Here is a 17,753-nt window from a genome sequence, read left to right on the forward strand (position 1 = left end):
TATTATTATGCTCGAAAACGAACATTAATGAACTATTCCGAACATCGGAGGAGATGACGTGGAAACCAAAGACCTGATCGTGATCGGCGGCGGCATCAACGGTGCCGGCATTGCAGCGGATGCTGCAGGACGCGGACTGTCGGTGCTGATGCTGGAGGCGCGGGATCTGGCTTGCGCGACCTCTTCTGCCAGTTCAAAACTGATTCACGGTGGCCTGCGCTACCTTGAGCACTACGAGTTTCGCTTAGTGAGCGAAGCGCTGGCTGAGCGTGAAGTGCTGTTAAAAATGGCGCCACACATTGCGTTTCCAATGCGCTTTCGTCTGCCGCATCGCCCGCACCTGCGTCCAGCATGGATGATTCGTACCGGCCTGTTTATGTACGATCACCTCGGTAAGCGCACCAGCTTACCCAGCAGCAAAAGCCTGCGTTTTGGCGCGGATTCCGCCCTGAAGCCTGAGATCACGCGCGGATTCGAATATTCCGACTGCTGGGTTGATGATGCGCGCATGGTTGTCCTGAATGCGCAGGAAGTGGTGAAGCACGGCGGTGAAGTTAAAACGCGTACTCGTGTGACGCGTGCCTGGCGTGAAGGCGGTTTGTGGATGGTAGAAGCTGAAGATGTCGACAGCGGAAAAACCTTCACCTGGCGCGCTAAAGGATTAGTGAACGCGGCGGGTCCGTGGGTGAAACAGTTCTTTGACGACGGCCTGAAGCTAAAATCGCCTTACGGCATTCGCTTAATCAAAGGCAGCCACATTGTGGTGCCGCGCGTTCATACTGAGAAACAGGCTTATATCCTGCAGAACGAAGATAACCGCATTGTGTTTGTCATTCCGTGGATGGATGAGTTCTCGATTGTCGGCACTACCGACGTCGAATACAAAGGCGATCCGAAAAGCGTCAAGATCGATGATAACGAGATCGATTATCTGTTGAAGGTGTACAACGGTCACTTCAAAAAACAGCTGGTTGCTGACGATATCGTTTGGACTTATTCCGGTGTGCGTCCGTTATGTGATGATGAATCTGATTCACCGCAGGCCATCACCCGCGACTATACGCTGGACGTGCGTGATGAAAATGGCCAGGCGCCGTTGCTGTCAGTGTTTGGTGGCAAGCTGACCACCTATCGCAAACTGGCGGAGCATGCGCTGGAAAAACTGACCAAGTATTTCCCGAATGCGGGTCCAGCCTGGACCAAAACCTGCGTATTGCCAGGCGGTAACATCGCGGGAACGCGTGAAGATTATGCAGCTAGCCTGCGTCGTCGTTATCCGTTTATCAGTGAAAACATGGCGCGTCATTATTCACGTACCTATGGCAGCAATACTGAAGTTTTGTTAGAAGGCGCGAAAAGCCGGGAAGATTTAGGTGAGAACTTTGGTCATGAGTTCTATGAAGCAGAGCTGCGTTATTTAGTGCAGAACGAATGGGTTCGCGAACTGGATGATGCAATCTGGCGCCGCACCAAGCAAGGCATGTGGCTGACCAAAGAGCAGCAGGCGCGTGTGGCTGAGTGGCTGGCGGCTAAACCGGCGTTGTCGCTGGCTTCATGATAATGTGAGTCGTCCACTCTTCGGTTAGCCGAAGAGTATTCAGACGATAAAAAAACGCAGAGGACGCTTTTTGTTCTCTGCGTTTTGCATTTTACGCTTCTGGATTCTCATCCACGCGGCAAGATTACAACCTTACCGGCGCAATGTGCCAAATCTCATCCGCATATTCCTGAATCGTTCTGTCCGACGAGAAGTAACCCATCCCAGCAATATTTAACGCGGCGCGACGTTGCCATTCATCCGGCTGACGATACAGCGCATCCACTTTGTCCTGCGTATCCACATAGCTACGATAATCGGCCAGGAGTTGATAGTGGTCGCCGAAATTCACCAACGAGTCGAACAGATTACGATAGCGACCCGGATCGGAAGGGCTAAATACGCCCGAGGCAATTTGGGTCAGCACCTGATGCAGCTCCGCATCCTCTTCATAATATTTACGCGGGTTATAACCTCCCCGGCGCAACGCTTCGACCTGCGGTGTAGTGTTACCGAAAATAAAGATATTCTCTTCACCAACATGGTCGAGCATTTCAACATTGGCGCCATCCAGCGTCCCAATGGTCAGCGCGCCGTTGAGTGCGAACTTCATGTTACTGGTGCCCGAGGCTTCTGTTCCTGCGGTAGAGATCTGCTCAGAGAGATCGGCGGCGGGAATAATGATCTGCGCCAGACTCACGCTGTAGTTGGGAATAAACACCACTTTCAGCTTGTTCTTTACCTGCGGATCGTTGTTGATCACTTTCGCGACATCGTTGATCAAATGGATAATGTGCTTCGCGACGTAATAGGCCGACGCGGCTTTACCGGCGAAGATATTGACGCGCGGCACCCAATCTCCATCCGGCTCAGCTTTAATTCGGTTGTAACGGGTAATCACGTGCAACACGTTGAGCAACTGACGTTTGTATTCGTGAATACGCTTGATCTGCACATCAAACAGCGCATTAGGATCGAGCACCACATCAAGATTTTTGGCAACCCAATCCGCTAAGCGACGCTTGTTCTGGTATTTGGCATCAGCCACTTTTTTGATAAAGGCCGGGTAATCAATCTGCGCTTTCAACTCATTTAACTGGCTCAGTTCGGTACGCCAGTTACGACCAATCTCGTCATCTAACACGTCAGACAGCGCTGGGTTAGCCAACGCCAGCCAGCGACGCGGCGTTACACCATTGGTTTTATTGCAGAAACGCCCAGGGAATAGACGCGAGAAATCAGCAAACAGCGACTGCACCATCAGATTAGAGTGCAATTCCGAGACGCCGTTAACTTTATGGCTCACCACCACCGCCAGCCACGCCATACGAATTCGTCGGCCATCTTTTTCATCGATAATGGAGATGCGCGACAGCAATTCCCAGTCATCTGGGTAATAGTCCTGAATGGTTTTCAGGAAGTAATCGTTGATCTCAAAGATGATGCCAAGATGGCGCGGCAGAATTTTGCCGATCATGTCCACTGGCCAGGTTTCCAGCGCTTCCGTCATCAACGTATGGTTGGTGTAGGAGAAGACCTGACAAATCACTTCAAACGCGTTGTCCCACGTGAACTTGTGCTCATCAATTAACAGGCGCATCAGTTCAGGAATCGCTAACACGGGATGCGTGTCATTGAGGTGAATGGCGATTTTATCCGCGAGATTGTCCCACGTTTGATGCATGCGCCAGTGACGATTAAGAATATCCTGCACCGTTGCCGACACCAGGAAATACTCCTGACGTAAACGCAGCTCACGCCCAGAATAGGTTGAATCATCGGGATAGAGCACGCGCGAGACGTTTTCTGAATGGTTCTTATCTTCAACTGCCGCAAAGTAATCACCCTGATTGAACTTGCCCAGGTTGATTTCATTGCTGGCCTGCGCTCCCCACAATCGCAGCGTGTTGGTCGCGTCGGTGTCAAAACCAGGAATGATTTGATCGTAAGCCATCGCCAGGATCTCTTCCGTTTCCAGCCAGCGCACCTTGGTGCCCTCATGCTGAATACGTCCACCGAAACGCACTTTGTATCGGGTGTTGAAACGTTGAAATTCCCACGGATTACCATATTCCAGCCAGTAATCGGGCGACTCTTTCTGCTCGCCATCCACAATGTTCTGTTTGAACATGCCGTAATCGTAGCGAATGCCATAACCGCGGCCTGGCATGCCCAAAGTGGCGAGAGAATCGAGGAAGCAAGCAGCCAAACGGCCTAACCCGCCATTACCTAAGCCCGGATCGTTCTCCTCTTCCATGAGTTCAGCCAGATCGAGACCCATTTCGTCTAATGCCTGGCTAAGATCGTCATAAATGCCCATCGACAACAGCGCATTCCCCAACGTGCGGCCCATCAGAAACTCCATCGACAGGTAATAAACCTGGCGCACATCCTGCGATAGCTGAGCACGGCTGGAACGCAGCCAGCGTTCAACCATGCGATCGCGTACCGCCAGCAGCGCGGCGTTGAGCCACTCATGCTTATTGGCAATGGAAGGATCTTTACCAATGGTGAACATCAGCTTATAGGCAATCGAGTGCTTTAAAGCATCAACCGTCAACGTCGGTGAGGCGTAAGTGAAAGGTGCATTCATATCCAGTATCCCATCCGTTACAACAAACGTTGGTAAAGGTCGCGGTAGGCTTGCGCTGCCACCTGCCAGCTAAAATCCATTCCCATCGCCTGACGCTGGACATAACGCCAGAGCGAGGGACGGGACCACAGTACAAAAGCGCGTCTAATCGCCCGTAACAGTGACCAGGCGTTACTGTCTTCAAAACTAAAACCGCTGGCGATGCCGTCTGCCAGGTTTTCCAGAGAACTGTCGTTAACCGTATCCGCCAAACCACCGGTTCTTCTTACCAGCGGCAAGGTGCCATATTTCAATCCATAAAGTTGCGTGAGTCCGCAGGGTTCGAAACGGCTTGGCACCATGATGACGTCTGCACCGCCAACAATGCGGTGGGAGAAGGCTTCGTGATAACCAATTTGTACCCCTACGCTGCCAGGATGCTCCGCTGCCGCCGCTAAAAAGCCCTGCTGCAATTCCGCATCGCCCTGGCCAAGCAGCACCAGCTGTCCACCCTGCGCCAGCAGGCCGGGCAACGCTTCGAGCACTAAATCTAGCCCTTTCTGCCGCGTCAGGCGGCTGATGACGGCAAACACCGGGGCTTTTTCATCCACTTTCAACCCCATCGCGACCTGCAACTGGCGCTTGTTTTCTGCTTTGGCTTCCAGCGTGTCGCGGTTGTAGCGGGCACTGAGCAGTAGATCGTGCGCCGGATCCCAAATGGAGGGATCCACGCCATTTAAGATGCCACTCAACCGCCCTTCGAGCATGCGCTGCGCCAGCAAGGTTTCCATGCCGTAACCAAACTCTGCCGAGGTAATCTCATGCGCATAAGTTGGACTCACTGCCGTAATATGATCGGCATAAAACAGCCCAGCTTTAAGAAAAGAAATTTGGCCAAAAAATTCAAGGCCGTGCATGTTGAAAAACGACTGCGGCAGCTGAATCTCAGCCATGTGATGCGCAGAGAACAAGCCTTGATACGCCAGGTTGTGCACCGTAAACACCGATTTTGCCGGACGCCCGCGCGCTTCCATGTAGGCGCAGGTGAGTCCCGCATGCCAGTCGTGCGCATGCACAATGTCAGGACGCCAGTAAGGATCAAGCCCACACGCCAGCTCGCACCCCATCCAACCCAGTAGCGCAAAACGCATATAGTTATCGACATAGGCGAACTGCGATTCGTCGTGATACGGACTTCCCGGTCGGTTATAAAGTCCGGGCGCATCGATTAAATAAATACCCACACCATCGAACTGTCCAAAAAGTAAGCTTACAGGACCCGCAAAGGTCTGTAGCTCGGCAACGACTTGTGTATCAGGAATGCCTTTACGCAATGCAGGAAACGCGGGAAGCAGCACCCGCGTATCCGTTCCACCTGCAATTTGTGCTTGAGGTAATGCCCCGACTACATCAGCCAACCCGCCAGTTTTTAGCAGCGGAAAAAGTTCTGAACAGACATGTAAAACCTGCATCCTCGACCTCATTAAGTTATCAGACACGATCCGCGTGCCGATTGCGTGTGCCGCTTATCGCTTACTGCCCCGCAGTAGCCAATTTGGCCAACATGGCGCGGGTAACCAGTACGATGCCCTCTTCCGAACGGTGAAACCGGCGACTGTCTTCATCTGGATTTTCACCAATCACCATCCCTTCTGGCAGCACGCAGGCGCGGTCAATCACACAGCGGCGCAGACGACAGGATCGGCTCACTACCACATCAGGCAGCAGCACGGTGGAATCGATATTGCAAAAAGAATTAACGCGCACGCGTGGGAAAAGCACGGAGTTCACCACCACTGAGCCGGAGATAATGCAGCCGCCGGAGACCAACGAATTCATGGTCATGCCGTGGCTACCGGATCGATCCTGCACAAACTTGGCAGGCGGCAGCGGTTCCATATGCGTGCGTATTGGCCAGGTAGAGTCATACATATCCAACTCAGGTGTTACCGAAGCCAGGTCGAGGTTGGCACGCCAGTAAGCTTCCAGCGTCCCCACATCGCGCCAATAAGGCGGCGCGTTGTCATCGTTTTGCACACAGGAGAGCACAAACGAATGGGCATAACCTTCGCCGCTCGCCACGATTTTTGGCAAAATATCCTTACCAAAATCGTGATTCGAATTAGGTTCCTGTAAGTCTTCTTCTAGCAGTTGATAAAGATAATCTGCGTTAAAAACGTAGACGCCCATGCTGGCCAATGCCTTGGTGTCATCACCCGGCATGGTCGGCGGTTTTGGCGGTTTCTCAACAAAATCCACCACCATATTCTCTTCATCTACCGCCATCACGCCGAATGCCGTCGCTTCATGCACCGGCACCGGTAAACAGGCGATGGTGCATTTCGCCTCTTTGCCCACGTGATCCAACAGCATGCGCGAGTAATCCATTTTATAAATGTGGTCCCCGGCAAGAATCACGATGTATTGCGCCTGATAGCGACGAATGACGTCAAGATTTTGGGTCACAGCATCGGCGGTGCCGCGATACCATTGGTCGGTGGCTAAACGCTGCTGCGCTGGCAGCAAATCCACAAACTCATTCATCTCTTCGTTGAAGATCGACCAGCCACGCTGAATATGCTGGGTTAGCGTATGCGACTGGTATTGAGTGATAACGCCAATGCGGCGGATGCCGGAGTTGACGCAGTTGGAAAGCGCAAAGTCGATGATGCGAAACTTGCCACCGAAATGCACTGCGGGTTTGGCACGTTTTGCCGTCAGATCGACCAGGCGCGTACCGCGTCCTCCCGCGAGGATCAGGGCCACCGTTTGTGAAGGGAGTTGGCGGGCCAACATCAGGTGTTCTGTTCTATCTAATTTAACCATGTCTGACTCCTTATGATTGCTTTTGGAACACGCACACACCGTGTGCGGGACCATGCCAGACAGTTAACAAAATGGGGTTATCGTCCCCGGCGAAAGGAGGAAGGGCACGCCATTCTCCGTCTGGTAAGGCGATATCACTCACCGATTCCGTGGCGTTTATTGTTATTAACCAGCGGCCGGAGAGCAGGATCTGCAATCTATGCGCCCCCTGCGTCCATTCTTCGTGCTGCAGTGGTTTGCCGCTGGCATTGAGCCACTGCACATTGTCGTCACCCGGCTGCCACCAGCGATCCTTGGTCAGCGCGGGAATGCGCTGGCGCAGATGGATCAATGCAGCGGTGAAATCGACCAAGCCGTTATCGCCTTCCTGCCAGTCAAGCCAACTAAGCGCGTTGTCCTGACAATAAGCGTTGTTGTTTCCGTGTTGGCTGTTGCCACGCTCATCGCCAGCCAACAGCATAGGTGTGCCTTGCGACAGCAGCAGCGTGGTGAGTAAGCCATGCACGCTGAGGCGTCGGCGCTCAATGACATCGAAGCTAACGCTAAGCCCTTCTTTGCCGTGATTGTGGCTAAAGTTACTGCCATGACCGTCGCGGTTGTCTTCGCCGTTGGCTTCGTTATGTTTATTGTTGAAGCTCACCAGATCGCACAGCGTAAAACCGTCATGGGCGGTAATGAGATTAATCGTGGCATGAGGTTGCCTTGCCTCACGCTGATAAAGATCGCTGGAAGCCGCAAAGCGCCGGACAAAATCACTGTTGCTCATTTCGCCGCGTAGCCAATAGCGGCGCGCAGTATCACGAAACTGATCGTTCCATTCAGCAAAGGGCTGCGGATAGTTACCCACCTGATAACCGTGGGGACCGATATCCCAAGGCTCGGCAATCAATTTGCACGTCGACAGCAGCGGGCAAGCGCGTATCGCCTCGAATAGCGGCGCATCGCGCTGGTAATCGGGTGTGCGGCCCATTACCGTAGCGAGGTCAAAACGGAAACCATCAACGTGGCAAACGCGTACCCAATAGCGCAGCGCTTCCAGCGTCCATTCCATTACCCGCGGATGATTAAGGTTGACTGTGTTGCCACAGCCGGTCCAGTTTTCGTAATCGCCCTGCTCGTTGAGCCAGTAATAGCTGGCATTGTCGATACCACGCATCGAGATCGTTGGGCCCGCCTCGTGCAGTTCTGCGGTGTGGTTAAACACCACGTCCAGCAGCACTTCAATACCTGCGGCGTGCAGATTTTTCACCGCCTGTTGGAACTCCTGCAAAGGCGTTGCACCATCCTGCCCAGCGGCGTAACGTGGGTCGACAGCCCAAAGTGCAAACGGGTTGTAGCCCCAATAATTGCTTAATCCAAGCCGCAGCAAACGCGGCTCGCTGGCAAAGTGGGCAATCGGCAGCAGTTCGATGGCGGTGATGCCAAGGTGGCTGAGATAATCCACCATAACAGGATGGCCTAGCGCCGCGTAAGTCCCGCGCAGCGTTTCCGGAATATCCGGGTGCTGGAGGGTTAACCCACGCACGTGAGCTTCATAAATAACCGTTTTTCCCCACGGCGTGCGCGGTGCAATATCATCTTCCCAGTCGAAATCTTCCGCCACCACCAGCGACTTAGGCGCTATCGCCGCGTTATCCAAGGGATCGGGTTCAACTTCACCACTTTGAAAACGCGGATCACCCGGTACATCGCCCACCACCTCGCGGGCACAAGGATCCACCAACAGCTTGGCCGGATTAAAGCGATGCCCTTTTTGCGGTGCCCAAGGGCCATGAACGCGATAGCCATAGCGCTGGCCTGGTTTAAGCGCAGGAAAATAGCCGTGCCAGATATCTTCAGTGCGGCCCGGCAAGTCAAAACGGTGTTCAACGCCATGATCATCAAACAGACAAAGTTCGACGCGTTCGGCATGCTGTGAAAACAGGGTAAAGTTAACCCCTTTACCATCGTAAACAGCACCTAACGGTTCAGGCTGACCGGGTTTTAATGTCATTCGGCCTCCCGCACCAACCACACAGTGGCAAGCGGTGGCAGACTCAGACTCAGCGATTGTGGTCGTCCATGGCTTTCAATCTGATCGGTATGCACTAAATGGTTACGTACATCGCTGCCATGATATTCGTGCTGGTCGGTGTTAAGCACCTCGCGCCAGTTGCCCGCTTGATTCACACCAAAACGGTAACCGGGACGCGTAACTGGCGTGAAGTTACTCGCAACAATCATCTCGTTACCTTCACGATCGCGGCGGATAAACACAAATACCGAATTTTCAGCGTCATCAACCACTAGCCACTCAAAGCCTGCCGGATCGTAGTCAAGCTGATAGAGCTGCGTGTAGTGGCGATAAGTGAAGTTAAGGTCGCGCACCAGGCGATGTACGCCGTGGTGCCAGTTGTCTTCGCCTTCCAGCAGATGCCAGTCGAGGCTGGTATCGTGATTCCACTCTCTGCCTTGGGCAAATTCATTGCCCATGAACTGCAGCTTTTTACCGGGAAACGCCCACATCCAGCCGTAATAAGCCCGCAGATTGGCAAATTTTTGCCATGCATCGCCCGGCATGCGATCCAGAATAGAGCGCTTGCCATGCACCACTTCATCGTGCGACAGCGGCAACACAAAGTTTTCGGTGTAGTTGTACATCATGCCGAAACTCATCAGATTGTGATGAAAACGACGATGCACCGGATCGAGTTTCATGTAGTCCAGCGTGTCGTGCATCCAACCGAGATTCCATTTGAACCAGAAGCCCAATCCGCCACTTTCCGGTGGGCGTGAAACGCCAGGGAAATCGGTGGACTCTTCCGCCATGGTGATCGTGCCTTCTGCCGCATGGCCCAAAGTACGGTTGGTGTAACGTAAGAAGGTAATGGCTTCGAGGTTTTCACGGCCACCGAAATGATTGGGAACCCATTCACCTTCAGCTCGGCTGTAATCGCGGTAAATCATTGATGCCACCGCATCTACGCGCAATCCATCAATGCCAAACCGCTCCAGCCAGTACAGCGCGTTGCCGGAGAGGTAATTACTGACTTCACGGCGACCGAAGTTATAAATCAGCGTGTTCCAGTCCTGATGATAGCCTTCACGCGGATCGCTGTGCTCATAGAGTTCGGTGCCGTCAAATTTCGCTAAACCAAAATCATCGCTAGGGAAATGGCCCGGCACCCAATCCAGCAGCACGTTCAGGCCCGCCTCATGAGCGCTGGCGATGAAGTCACGGAATTCATCGCGCGCACCAAAGCGACGCGTTGGTGCGTACATACCCAGCGGCTGATACCCCCAACTTCCATCAAACGGATGTTCGTTAATCGGCAGCAATTCAAGGTGGGTAAAACCCATCTCTTTGACGTAGGGAATCAGCTGCTCAGAGAGCTCTTTATAACTCAGCCAGAAATTGTTGTCGGTGTGACGACGCCAGGAGCCCAGATGCACTTCATAGATTGAGATAGGCTGGTCGAAAGCATTGGCGGCTTTGCGCTCGGCACTCATCTCCACTTTGTTGGGCAGGCCACAAATCATTGACGCGGTTTCTGGACGCATCTGCGCTTCAAAGGCAAAGGGATCAGCTTTGATGCGCAACTTGTCGTTGGCATCGATGATTTCAAATTTGTAGAGCTGACCGTTAAACGCGCCGGGAACAAACAGTTCCCAGATGCCCATCTCCTGACGCAGGCGCATCGGGTGACGACGTCCATCCCAGAAGTTGAAATCGCCTACCACCGAAACGCGGCGTGCATTCGGCGCCCAGACGCAAAAGCGCGTACCGTTAACGCCATCTATCACCGCGCCGTGTGCGCCTAAGGTTTCATAAGGACGTAAATGCGTCCCTTCCGCCAGCAACCACGCATCCATCTCTTCCAGCAGCGGGCCAAAGCGATAAGCATCATCCAGTAAATTTTGCTGGCCGTGCCAGTTTACCGCCAGCTGATAGCGAAACGGCTTTTTACGACGCGGAATCACGCCGCTAAAAAAGCCACGCGAATCGACACATTTCAGTTGGGCCAGTTTACGCCCGGTGTTGGTTTCAATAACCCAGACTTCCGAGGCTTCGGGTAGCAAGGCTCGCACTTCAAGTCCTTGCTCAGTCTGGTGCATCCCTAATAACGAAAAGGGATCGGCGTAATTACCCGCAAACAGGGCATTGATCGCCTGGCGATCGGGAAGCTCTGACATGACTTTCTTCCTGTGATATTTGGCAGGCGAAATGGATGCGACTTGTCTCGCGCAACAGATGCACTGCTCTTCATTGAGCCATGAGTACGACGGCAAGGGAGATAAGCCAGTCCGTGGGAAAGAGTCTTTGCCGTGTACAACAACCATTCAGTTCAAAAATCAAAACAGTTTACTAGCGGCACATCATTGTTAAATCATAGCTTGGCGAGAGAAGTTGCCAGGGAAGAAACCAAAAAAATTATTAACTAACAGACAAAAAGGGGAAGCGGATCACTTCCGGGAGGCAAGCTAATTGACTTATTACAGGATAAAAAGAGAAAAGGCCGAAGTTTTTCGGCCTTTGAAAGAGGTTTTCAGAATTAGTCGACCAGCAGGCGCAGCATACGACGCAGCGGCTCAGCAGCGCCCCACAACAGTTGATCGCCAACCGTAAAGGCGGAAAGGTATTCCGGCCCCATATTGAGCTTGCGCAAGCGACCCACTGGCGTAGTCAGCGTGCCGGTGACAGCGGCAGGCGTGAGTTCACGCATCGTTAATTCACGATCGTTTGGCACGACTTTTACCCATTCATTGTGCGAAGCCAGCAGTTGTTCAATGTCGGCCAGCGGCAGGTCTTTTTTCAGCTTCAGGGTAAATGCCTGACTGTGGCAGCGCAGCGCGCCGACGCGCACGCACAAGCCATCGACTGGAATAGTGTGCTGCGTGCCCAGAATCTTGTTGGTTTCGGCCTGGCCTTTCCACTCTTCGCGGCTCTGGCCATTGTCCAACTGCTTGTCGATCCATGGAATCAGGCTGCCCGCCAGCGGCACGCCGAAGTTATCGGTTGGCAGCGTGCCGGAGCGAGTGAAGTCAGTCACGCTACGTTCGATATCAAGAATCGCTGAGGCGGGATTCTGCAGCGATTTCGCTACGTGATCGTGCAACATGCCCATTTGAGTCAGCAGTTCGCGCATGTGACGCGCACCGCCACCTGATGCAGCTTGATATGTCGCCACCGAGGCCCACTCAACCAGATTTTGCGCAAACAGACCGCCGAGCGACATTAGCATCAGGCTTACGGTACAGTTCCCGCCGACAAAGGTATTGAGACCACTGTCAATGCCCTGACGAATAACCTGTTGGTTTACCGGATCGAGGATGATGATGGCATCCTCTTTCATACGCAGCGTGGACGCCGCATCAATCCAGTAACCTTTCCAGCCGCTGGCGCGCAGCTTAGGATAAACTTCACTGGTATAGTCGCCGCCCTGGCAAGTAATAATGATATCCAGCGCCTTTAGTGCATCGATATCAAACGCATCCTGCAGCGTGCCATGGTGTTTACCGCCAAACTCTGGCGCCGCCTGGCCATGCTGCGAGGTGGAGAAGAAGACCGGATTGATGACATCAAAATCGCGTTCTTCGATCATGCGGGACATCAGCACAGAGCCGACCATACCGCGCCAACCAACTAAACCTACATTCTTCATGTTGTGTCCGTCTCAGGCGGTGTTAACGACCTGACTTTTATCGATGGGAAGAGCGGAATGCCACTTTCACTCCACTCTGCGTAATAATGAGAATTACCGTTACCCTACAGACTTCGCGTTGCAGGAAGGCGGCAAGCTGATTCAGCCCCAAGCGCTTACTCTGGTAAGTGACTGGGGTGAAGTCGTGTAGCCAACGCACCGGCGGCGTGAAGTCTGTAGGGTATATGACGACCAACTCTACAAAATGCAGCACATCTGGCAAGTGAATTAATTCGATGGCGCTAACTTTTTCAGCAGCGCACCTAATAACAGTAATTTATCGACAATAAGATGATGTAAAACGAATGACTGAAATGATCTCTGCGACAATATTATTGTTGCTAATTATGGATCCGCTGGGCAATTTACCGATTTTTATGTCGGTTTTGAAGCATCTGGAACCCAAGCGGCGGCGTATTGTGTTGATCCGCGAAATGCTGATCGCCCTGGCAATTATGTTGCTGTTTCTGTTTGCGGGTGAACGCATCCTGGCGTTTTTGAATCTGCGTACGGAAACCGTTTCAATTTCGGGTGGCGTGATCCTGTTCCTGATCGCAATAAAAATGATTTTCCCTTCTCCTGAAAGCAGCAGTACCGGTTTGTCTGCGGGAGAAGAACCTTTTCTGGTACCGCTGGCGATTCCGCTGGTTGCAGGCCCTTCACTGCTGGCAACCTTGATGCTGTTATCGCATCAATATCCCCATCAAATGTCGTATCTGGTAGGCGCGCTGCTGATCGCCTGGGGCGCTACGGTGGTAATCCTGCTGCTGTCAGGCCTGTTTCTGCGGTTACTGGGTGATAAAGGTGTGAATGCGCTGGAACGTCTGATGGGGTTAATTCTGATCATGCTGGCCACGCAGATGTTTTTGGATGGGATTCGGGTTTATTTAAAGTTGTAGTTTGGGTAGATCCTGCTTACTGCGCGTTATTGGCCTCTGCGCGCTGTCCCCCACCTCAGTCCTCCCCCATAAATGGGGGAGGAAGATGCTGCTTTATGTTAGTGATGAGACGGCATGTGGCAGCGTCTCCTTCCCCCGCGATGGGGGGGAAGGCCGGGATGGGGGACAAACGACCTCGCACTTGAGAGGACAAACGATGCCTCATTACGACAACAACGTAAACGCGATCATACCGACAATGGCACCGACCGTGCCGAGGATGGTTTCCATCAACGTCCACGTTTTCAATGTTTCCGCTTCGCTGGCACCGGTAAAGCGCCCGAACAGCCAGAAACCCGCATCATTCACGTGACTGATAATGATCGACCCGCCGCCAATACAAATCGACAACGCAGCCAGCTGCGCGCCACTGTAATGCAGCGGCTCAATCACCGGCATGATCAACCCCACCGTGGTTAAGCACGCGACGGTCGCCGAACCTTGAATCACACGTACCGCGCCAGAGAGAATAAAACAGGCCAGCGCGATCGGCAGACCAGCTCCGGTCAGCGCATTGCCCAACACCGGGCCCACGCCAGAATCGACCAGTACCTGCTTAAATACACCGCCCGCACCAATCACCAGCAGAATAATCCCCGCCGGTTGCAGCGCACTGCCGCATACCTGCATCACCTTCTCTTTGTCCATGCCCTGACGATAAGCCAGACCATAAATCGCCACCAGGCAAGCCAGTAAAATCGCAATAAACGGATGGCCAATAAACTCCAGCCATTGATACAGCGAAGTGCCTTCGGTGGTAAAGCGCGCGCCAATGGTTTTCAGGCCAACCAACACCAGCGGAAACAAAATCAGCGACAGGCTAAAACCAAAGGATGGTAGCTTGTTTTCATCAACATCAGGTTGATGATCTTCCGGCGGCGAACTGAAGGTCACGTGATTACCGATGAAGTTGCCGAACAGCGGACCAGCAATCAACATGCCCGGAATGGCGGCGCACAGGCCCAGCAAAATCATCCAGCCGAAATCGGCGTGCATCTGTGAAGCCAGCAACATTGGCGCAGGTCCCGGCAGTAGAAAAGCCGCCGCCGCCGCAACGCCCGCAAACAGCGGGATCACCAGTTTCACCAGATTACCTTGAGTGCGACGTGCCACCGCGAAAGCGATGCTGATCAGCAACACCACTGCGACTTCAAAAAACAGCGGCAGCGCACAGATCAATCCTGCGATACCCATCGCGTAGTGCGCACGGCTTTCGCCAAATGCTTTCAACATGCGAATGGCGATTTGGTCAACTGCGCCAGTTTCATGCAAAATTTTGCCGAACATTGCGCCCAACGCCACGACAATAGCCAAAAAACCGAGCGTACCGCCCATCCCTTTCTGCATGGTTTCAGCGATTTGATCCAGCGGCATGCCGGAAAACAAACCCGCCCCCACAGAGACAATCATCAAAGCAACAAAAGCATGCATGCGGGCTTTCATCACCAAAAACAGCAGCAGCAGGACTGAGCCTGCTGCCGTCAAAACGAGTGTTGCGGTATTCATTGCCTAGCCTTGATTGATTGCTTCCTTGATGGTCGCAACCGTAGCCGCTACAACCTCGTCGAGTGAATGATCAATATTCACTGATAGTACGTCCGGCTCGTCACTGCCCGGCTCTTCCAGCGTGGCGAACTGCGTCACCAGCATTTGCGGCTTGAAGAAGTGGCCTTTGCGCGCTTTCAGGCGTGACTCGATGGTGTCGAAATCCCCTTTCAGGTAGACAAAACTCAGGTTGGCATTGCCCTGACGCAGGATGTCACGGTAACGCTTTTTCAGCGCGGAGCAGACAATAATGGAGATCTCTTGGGTGCGCTGCATCGCAAACGCTGCATCATTAAGGGCTTGTAGCCACGGCTGGCGATCGTTGTCATCCAGCGGATGACCCTCTGCCATTTTCATGATGTTGGCACGCGGATGGAGAAAATCACCGTCGAGAAAGGCGGTATTCAGTTGATGCGAAACCTGGTTGGCGACGGCAGATTTGCCGCTGCCTGAAACGCCCATCAGGATAAAGACGTGATGCGACGGGGAGTGCGTTGTCATTTTTCTTCTCCGGCAGGTGGAATTGCCAATGTTACCGATAACAATGTCATTTCTCATTGTCTTGACCGCTTAACAGCCTGGCAACCCTTTTACCCGGAAAAGCACAAAAGTGTGAACTGACTCAAAGATTCGACAGAATCAGATGCTGCCGCCTTCCGCTATTTCAAAACCCACATCCAGCGGCTGGCTTACACTGTGATCGCCCGCAATACGCGCCAGTAACAGCGCGGCAGCTTCACGTCCCATACGGTCGCGTGGCGTCAGCACTGTCGCTAAAGGCGGCGTCACCACTAGCGCAATATCATGTCCGTGGAATCCAGCAATCGCCATTTGTGTCGGTACGTGTAATCCCTGACGCTGGCACTCAAACATCGCACCAACCGCCAGGTCATCATTGGTACAAAACAGGCTGTCTGTTTCAGGGTAAAGACGTTGCGCTTCACATAACAACTCACCACCGGCACTGAACGAAGAGGCATCTTCCATCATCACGCTGTGCGGCGTGAGGCCTGCTTCCTGCATCGCTTTTTCGTAGCCACGCTGCTTTTGCAACGTACGTTCATCAAGGCGAGCACCTAAATAGACGGTGTGTCGATGGCCTTTATTCAGGATAGCCTGTGTCATCTGACGTGCCGCTTCGACATTGTCAAAACCCACCGCCATATCCAGGCAAGGCGTTACGCTGTCCATTACTTCTATGACCGGGATCCCCGCCACTTCAAGCATACGCAGCGTGCCCGGCGTATGGCTGCGTTCCGTCAGGATCACCCCATCAATATTCCAGCCCAACAGCGATCGTAGCTGTAACTCCTCTTTTTGCGGGTTATAGCCAAAGTGCGCCACCAGCGTCTGGTAGCCCGCTTCATCGGTAACGGCTTCGATACCACGCAGTACATCGGCAAATACCTGATTGGTCAGCGAAGGCAGCAGCACGCCGATGGCGCGACTGGTGGCGTTAGAAAGCATATCGGGGGCGCGATTGGGGATATAACCGAGCTCATCCAGCGCCACGGCGATCTTCTCGCCCAGCGCAGCGGAGACCTGCTGGGGATTGCGCAGGTAGCGGCTGACGGTCATTTTAGTAATGCCGACGCGATCGGCAACGTCCTGTAATACCGGTCTTTTTTTCTTCATCGTAAGCGCCTGGAGTCAGCTGAAAGCTAATTTACGATGAGTCTAACATTAAATTGTCATGGAATTGCCAATGGGGCGCGACGATGCGCGCCCCTTAACGTTTTAGACTGGCGGCAGATCAAACAGCAGCACTTCGGCAGCGCTGTCCGCTTCAATTGTCAGTGTATTTTCATCCCAAATAGCGAACGCATCGCTGGTTCCAGCGGGCTGACCATTGACCTTTACATCGCCCTTCACCACTTGGATCCAGACGCGGCGACCCGCTTCAATCTCCACGCTGTCGCTATCCCCGGCGGCAAACAGCCAACGCGATAGCGTCATATCCTGATAAACCTTCAACGAGCCGTCACGCGCATCCGGTGTCAGGACAAATTGGCGACCTTTTATATCCGGGAACCGGCGCTGATCGTAGCGCGGTTCAATGCCGGTGCGCTCAGGGATAATCCAGATCTGATACAGATGCAGCGCATCCGTTTTGCTGGCGTTGTATTCCGAATGACGCACACCGGTACCGGCGCTCATGATCTGGAATTCACCGGTGGGAATCTGCTCTTTATTGCCCATGCTGTCCTGGTGCTCAACGGTGCCGGACAACACATAAGTCAGAATTTCCATGTCTCTGTGCGGATGAGTGCCAAAACCCTGCCCTCCATCGATCACATCTTCGTTGATCACGCGCAGCGCCGAGAAGCCCATAAAGTTGGCATCGTAATAGTCGGCAAAGGAGAAAGTGTGCCAGCTATCCAGCCAACCGTGATTGGCATGGCCGCGTTCTTCAGCTTTACGTAAATAGATCATGTTCAAATCTCCTCAATGTTTTATGTAGTCTGTGCCTGAGGGGAAAAGATTGATAGCTGAAAAACTTCATTCCTCTGTTCAAAAAAAATGATGAAGATGGCGTCCCGTAGACGCGCATTTTGTACCATACCGTCATTGGGGCTGGCTGGTGGGAACGAAGGTAAGAAACCGCTTATACGCAGTAAAAAAAAAGCCAGCACCCGGGCTGGCTAAATAATACT

The 17,753-nt window shown here is 53.1% G+C and carries 12 protein-coding genes; 2 read left to right on the forward strand and 10 right to left on the reverse strand.

The window, feature by feature from the left end:
- The first annotated feature begins 58 nt into the window (after positions 1-58).
- Complete coding sequence (glpD, locus tag MUG06_RS20500) at positions 59-1,558, forward strand: glycerol-3-phosphate dehydrogenase (protein ID WP_243079868.1); 1,500 nt, start codon at positions 59-61, stop codon at positions 1,556-1,558.
- Positions 1,559-1,682: 124 nt separating this feature from the next.
- Here the strand turns inward: glpD and glgP are convergent, their stop codons facing one another.
- The 6 genes from glgP to asd form a co-directional block, all read right to left on the reverse strand.
- Positions 1,683-4,130 (reverse strand): glycogen phosphorylase, encoded by a 2,448-nt coding sequence (glgP, locus tag MUG06_RS20505; protein ID WP_243079869.1) that lies wholly within the window; start codon positions 4,128-4,130, stop codon positions 1,683-1,685.
- Positions 4,131-4,147: 17 nt separating this feature from the next.
- Entirely contained in the window at positions 4,148-5,581 is a 1,434-nt protein-coding gene (glgA, locus tag MUG06_RS20510; RefSeq protein WP_215845372.1) for a glycogen synthase GlgA, read from the reverse strand.
- 61 nt (positions 5,582-5,642) lie between these two features.
- Positions 5,643-6,935 (reverse strand): glucose-1-phosphate adenylyltransferase, encoded by a 1,293-nt coding sequence (gene glgC, locus MUG06_RS20515; protein ID WP_215845371.1) that lies wholly within the window; start codon positions 6,933-6,935, stop codon positions 5,643-5,645.
- A gap of 10 nt (positions 6,936-6,945) precedes the next feature.
- Positions 6,946-8,928 carry a glycogen debranching protein GlgX gene (gene glgX / locus MUG06_RS20520; RefSeq protein WP_243079870.1) on the reverse strand — a complete coding sequence of 661 codons (1,983 nt, stop codon included), beginning with the start codon at positions 8,926-8,928 and terminating at the stop codon, positions 6,946-6,948.
- Entirely contained in the window at positions 8,925-11,108 is a 2,184-nt protein-coding gene (gene glgB, locus MUG06_RS20525) for a 1,4-alpha-glucan branching enzyme (protein WP_215845369.1), read from the reverse strand. Before glgB ends, glgX begins: the two co-directional genes overlap by 4 nt.
- A gap of 359 nt (positions 11,109-11,467) precedes the next feature.
- On the reverse strand, positions 11,468-12,577 hold the full coding sequence (gene asd / locus MUG06_RS20530) for an aspartate-semialdehyde dehydrogenase (protein ID WP_243079871.1): 1,110 nt from the start codon (positions 12,575-12,577) through the stop codon (positions 11,468-11,470).
- Positions 12,578-12,921: 344 nt separating this feature from the next.
- Between asd and MUG06_RS20535 the strand changes: the two genes are divergently transcribed.
- Positions 12,922-13,515: a YhgN family NAAT transporter gene (locus MUG06_RS20535; protein ID WP_215845366.1), complete on the forward strand. Its 594-nt coding sequence runs from the start codon at positions 12,922-12,924 to the stop codon at positions 13,513-13,515.
- Positions 13,516-13,719: 204 nt separating this feature from the next.
- On the opposite strand, the gene gntU is transcribed toward MUG06_RS20535, so the two are convergent.
- The 4 genes from gntU to MUG06_RS20555 all read right to left on the reverse strand — a co-directional run bounded on the left by gntU (position 13,720) and on the right by MUG06_RS20555 (position 17,532).
- Positions 13,720-15,060: a gluconate transporter gene (gene gntU / locus MUG06_RS20540; protein ID WP_243079872.1), complete on the reverse strand. Its 1,341-nt coding sequence runs from the start codon at positions 15,058-15,060 to the stop codon at positions 13,720-13,722.
- Positions 15,061-15,063: 3 nt separating this feature from the next.
- Positions 15,064-15,600 (reverse strand): gluconokinase, encoded by a 537-nt coding sequence (gntK, locus tag MUG06_RS20545; RefSeq protein WP_215845365.1) that lies wholly within the window; start codon positions 15,598-15,600, stop codon positions 15,064-15,066.
- 138 nt (positions 15,601-15,738) lie between these two features.
- Complete coding sequence (gntR, locus tag MUG06_RS20550; protein ID WP_243079873.1) at positions 15,739-16,734, reverse strand: gluconate operon transcriptional repressor GntR; 996 nt, start codon at positions 16,732-16,734, stop codon at positions 15,739-15,741.
- A 102-nt stretch (positions 16,735-16,836) separates the two neighbouring features.
- Complete coding sequence (locus MUG06_RS20555) at positions 16,837-17,532, reverse strand: pirin family protein (protein WP_215845364.1); 696 nt, start codon at positions 17,530-17,532, stop codon at positions 16,837-16,839.
- Positions 17,533-17,753 lie beyond the last annotated feature (221 nt).

This window comes from Pantoea sp. MQR6 (assembly GCF_022761075.1).
In the GTDB taxonomy this organism is placed as follows: domain Bacteria; phylum Pseudomonadota; class Gammaproteobacteria; order Enterobacterales; family Enterobacteriaceae; genus Pantoea; species Pantoea phytostimulans.